This window comes from Pseudomonas sp. NPDC087615 (genome assembly GCF_044743445.1).
In the GTDB taxonomy this organism is placed as follows: Bacteria; Pseudomonadota; Gammaproteobacteria; order Pseudomonadales; family Pseudomonadaceae; genus Aquipseudomonas; species Aquipseudomonas baetica_A.
The window spans coordinates 45,979-49,935 of the sequence record NZ_JBIUWM010000044.1 but is presented as its reverse complement, the minus strand read 5'-3'; the positions used below and the strand labels follow the sequence as shown (position 1 = coordinate 49,935).

The window sequence follows — 3,957 nt, the reverse complement described above, 5'->3', positions numbered from 1 at the left end:
GAGCGCAGGTCGGCTGAATAATGAAAACGTCTTTACCGCGAACGTTTTCATTGATCTCGGCAGTAATTTCGCCGTCGGAGAACTTACCGACAGAGATGTCACCGAGAGGGATATGCAGCTGACGTACAACACGCCGAGCCAGATCGGGGTTAGCATTCCCCGTAAAGACCATCATCTTGGACACGCGCAGTACCTAGAGGCTGAGGGTAACCTGGATGAGTATAGAAAATGGCAGGGGCGGCTGGATTCGAACCAACGCATGGCAGGATCAAAACCTGCTGCCTTACCGCTTGGCGACGCCCCTGTATCTGTTGCTTCAAGTGCCGAGCACTTGGTTCCTTTAGAGCAGACTTTGCAGCTTGCGATGCAACATCGAAACGTTGCTTCCTTTTGCTACAAACCCTGTAAGGGTCTCTGTCAGAAGGGCCGAGACTTTATCAGCTTCAGCTTTGCTTGGGAAGCCCCCAAACACACAACTTCCAGTTCCGGTGAGCTTTGCTTCGGTAAATTTACCTAACAAATCCAATGCGTTACGTACTTCTGGATAACGCCTTGCAACCACCGGCAAGCAGTCATTTCGACTGTTTCCCTCGGGAACGGGGCGCACTTTAATGGGCGGCGTGTTACGTGTCAACAAAGGATCGGAAAAAATTTCTGCCGTACTTACAGAGACTTGCGGCACGAGCACCAGATACCACGGTTCTTCGGGATCGACCGGGGTAAGTTTCTCGCCGACGCCTTCGGCGAAAGCCGCATGGCCGCGAACGAAAACCGGCACGTCAGCACCGAGCGACAGACCCATTACGGCCAGTCGATCTTCATCCCAGCCCAATTGCCACAAATGGTTGAGCCCAAGCAACGTGGTCGCCGCGTTCGAACTGCCGCCACCAATGCCGCCGCCCATAGGCAGAACCTTGTCGATCCAGATGTCGATACCAAGCGAGCAGCCGGACTGCTCTTGCAGCAATTTCGCCGCGCGCACGATCAGGTTGCTGTCGTGGGGCACGCCTGCGAACGCGGTGTGCAGTTGAATCACGCCGTCATCGCGCACGGCGAAGGTGATTTGATCGCCGTAATCGACAAACTGAAACAGCGTCTGCAACTCGTGATAGCCGTCTTCACGGCGACCCAGGATGTGCAGCATCAGGTTGAGTTTTGCCGGCGAGGGCAGGGTCAGGCGAGGAGCGGTCATGCTTACTGCCCCAGTTTGCGTGGCTGCCAGGTCTTGATCACCAGCGTTACGTCCAGGTCGGTGCCGTGCAGCTTGATGCGCTCGGGCAGCCAGTAACCATTTTGTTCGGTGTAGGCGGTGTATTCGACTTTCCAGCCATCCTGTTCAAGGTTGGCCAGACGGCTGTTGGCGTCCAGATTCAGGCGGCTTTGGCTGTTGGGTGCCGGCAGACCGCGTACCCACCAAGCCAGATTCGAGACTGGCAATTTCCAGCCGAGCTGTTCTTCAAGCAGGGTTTCCGGCGACTGCGATTCGTAGCGGCCCTGGTTGGCGACTTCCAGTGAAACCTTGCCCGGACGCCCGGTCAGGCGTGCCGCGCCGCGACCCAGTGGGCCGGACAGGCGAATGTCGTAGTAGTCCTGACGCTGCAACCAGAACAGCGTGCCACTGCCCGAGTCCTTCGGCGCACGGATGCCGATCTTGCCGTCGATCTGCCAGCCGTCGAGGCCTGTCAGCTGTTGTTTGTTCGCGGCCCATTGAGCCGGACTGCCGTGGCCCTCGACCGATTCGCGAGCGCCGAAACCCGCGCAACCGGCGAGCAGGGCGATGAAGCTGAAAACAATAACGTGGCGCAAAAACATGAGTTAAAGAGTCTCGGATCCGGTCAGGCGCTTGATGGTGCTGCGCAGAATGGTGCTGTCGGGCTGATCCTTGAGGAATTTGCCCCAGATTTGTTTGGCTTCACGCTGGTTGCCCTTGGCCCATAGCACTTCACCGAGGTGAGCGGCGACTTCGTGATCAGGGAAGCGCTCCAGCGCCTGACGCAGATATTTCTCGGCGTCGTCCAGATTGCCCAAGCGGAAGTTCACCCAGCCGAGGCTGTCGAGCACTGCCGGGTCTTGCGGGTTGATCTGATGCGCCTGCTCGATCAGCGTCTTGGCTTCAGCGTAGCGCGTGGTGCGGTCAGACAGGGTGTAGCCCAAAGCGTTCAGCGCCATGGCATTGTCCGGGTCGCGCTTGATGATCAGGCGCAGGTCTTTTTCCATCTGTGCCAGGTCATCGCGTTTTTCCGCGAGCATGGCCCGGGTGTAAAGCAGGTTCAGGTCGTCCGGGTATTGCTGCAAGGCTTGCTGCAGGACTTTCCAGGCTTTGTCGTCCTGTTTGTTGGCCGACAGGGTTTCTGATTCGATCAGGTACAACTGGATGGCGTAATCGGGTTGTGCGTCGCGTTCGGCCGTCAGTTTGCTTTGCGCTTCGGCGGTTTTGCCGTTGTTCATCAGGATGTCGGCCTGGCGCAACTGCGCGGGCAAATAGTCGTTGCCCGGTCCTACCTGGGCGTACTCGATCAGTGCACCTTGCGGGTCATTGCGCTCTTCAGCGATGCGCCCCAGGTTCAGGTGCGCCGAATCGACGTGGCTGTCGCGGGCGATCAGGTCTTCGAGATAGCCCTTGGCCTCGTCCCAGGCCTTGGCTTCCAGGCACACCAGCGCTAACGAATAACGCAGTTCGTCGTCTTCAGGGTATTGCTGAACGAGGCCGGAGAATTCGGCTTTGGCGTCGTCCATGCGGTCCTGCTCGACCAACATGCGTGCGTAAGTCAGGCGCAGACGTTTGTCGTCCGGGTACTTCTTGATGCTTTTTTGCAGCAGTGGCAGCGCTTCGTCGCCACGATTCAATAGCTGCAGCAGGCGCGCGCGCAGCAGGATAGGGGCAATTTCGCCGTCTTCCGGCGGGTGGTCTTCGAGCAGAGTCAGCGCAGCTTTATTGTCGCCATCCTGCTGCAAGAGCAGGGCCTTGCCGAAAATCAGTTGACCGTTGTTCGGGTGACGCTGCAACAAGCGGTCAAAACTTTTCATCAGGCCGTCGCGGGTTTCCTGGTCGGTGTCAGCCGCCGACAGCGCGAGGAAGTCGAAATGGGTGTCGCCCTTGCCCAGCAGGACTTTCTCCATATAGACCATGGAGTCGTCATAGCGCCCGGCGCGTGCCAGTTGTACGGCGGCGGCGCGTTGCGCTTCGAGATCGTCCGGGGCGTTTCTCGCCCAGATCAGTGCCGTGTCGAGAGCCGGTTGGTCGGCGCCCAGATACTCGGCGATGCGAAAAGCACGCTCGGAGACGCCCGGGTCCTGGGTGTTGATGGCCTGGGTCACGTAGTTATCCAGCGCAATGTCGAAACGATTGCGCTGGCCGGCGAGTTCGGCGCTCAACAGGCTGAAAATGGTTTCCTCGCTGAACGAGCTGTAAACCTTGGGCTTTTCAGGCGCGGGCGTGGTGTCTTCGACCGGTGGCGTACCGTCCGGCGAAACGGGTGCCAAGGCCTGGCAGCCGCTGAGGAAGACAAAAGCAAGGAGCAACGCGGAAGATCTATTCATATAGGAAGAGGACGACTAACCTGCGGTCGGATCATCATGACACAAGCCTTGGGCCAAACATAACCGAGTCTCAATTGTGCCCATTATAGGGGCCGACAATTGGGACAATAGTCAGCGGTAGTTGTTCTGAATCTTTCGAAGGTGGACAATTGCCGGCTTCACGTCACCATCAGCGACCTTGAATGGCCTTCCTTGCACTCGGTATTAACCACAAGACTGCTTCAGTAGACGTCCGCGAGCGCGTGGCCTTTACCCCTGAGCAACTGGTTGAGGCCCTGCAGCAGCTCTGCCGACTGACCGACAGCCGCGAAGCTGCGATCCTCTCCACCTGCAATCGCAGTGAGCTTTATATAGAACAGGATCAGCTTTCTGCGGATATCGTGCTGCGCTGGCTGGCCGACTATCACCAGTTAAGCG

4 protein-coding genes, 1 tRNA gene and 1 pseudogene are annotated in these 3,957 nt (G+C 58.1%); 1 reads left to right on the top strand and 5 read right to left on the bottom strand.

Annotated elements, in window-relative coordinates; all coding sequences use genetic code 11:
* From ACIOU6_RS20465 to ACIOU6_RS20445, 5 genes are all read right to left on the bottom strand, one after another.
* Positions 1-184, bottom strand: a 184-nt coding sequence (locus ACIOU6_RS20465; RefSeq protein ID WP_401138738.1) for a ribose-phosphate pyrophosphokinase-like domain-containing protein, incomplete at its 3' end; no start/stop codon positions are given.
* A gap of 45 nt (positions 185-229) precedes the next feature.
* Positions 230-304 (bottom strand) — tRNA-Gln (locus tag ACIOU6_RS20460).
* A gap of 36 nt (positions 305-340) precedes the next feature.
* The gene (gene ispE / locus ACIOU6_RS20455) at positions 341-1,192 is read right to left on the bottom strand and encodes a 4-(cytidine 5'-diphospho)-2-C-methyl-D-erythritol kinase (protein WP_401138737.1); all 852 of its coding nucleotides are present in this window, start codon (positions 1,190-1,192) and stop codon (positions 341-343) included.
* Positions 1,193-1,194: 2 nt separating this feature from the next.
* Positions 1,195-1,812 carry a lipoprotein insertase outer membrane protein LolB gene (lolB, locus tag ACIOU6_RS20450; RefSeq protein WP_221731570.1) on the bottom strand — a complete coding sequence of 206 codons (618 nt, stop codon included), beginning with the start codon at positions 1,810-1,812 and terminating at the stop codon, positions 1,195-1,197.
* A 3-nt stretch (positions 1,813-1,815) separates the two neighbouring features.
* Positions 1,816-3,540, bottom strand: a complete 1,725-nt coding sequence (locus tag ACIOU6_RS20445) for a tetratricopeptide repeat protein (RefSeq protein WP_221731569.1) — start codon at positions 3,538-3,540, stop codon at positions 1,816-1,818.
* Between the two features lie 182 nt (positions 3,541-3,722).
* On the opposite strand from ACIOU6_RS20445, the pseudogene ACIOU6_RS20440 reads away from it, so the two are divergent.
* Positions 3,723-3,957 (top strand): annotated as a pseudogene (locus ACIOU6_RS20440) (glutamyl-tRNA reductase); the annotation flags it as partial.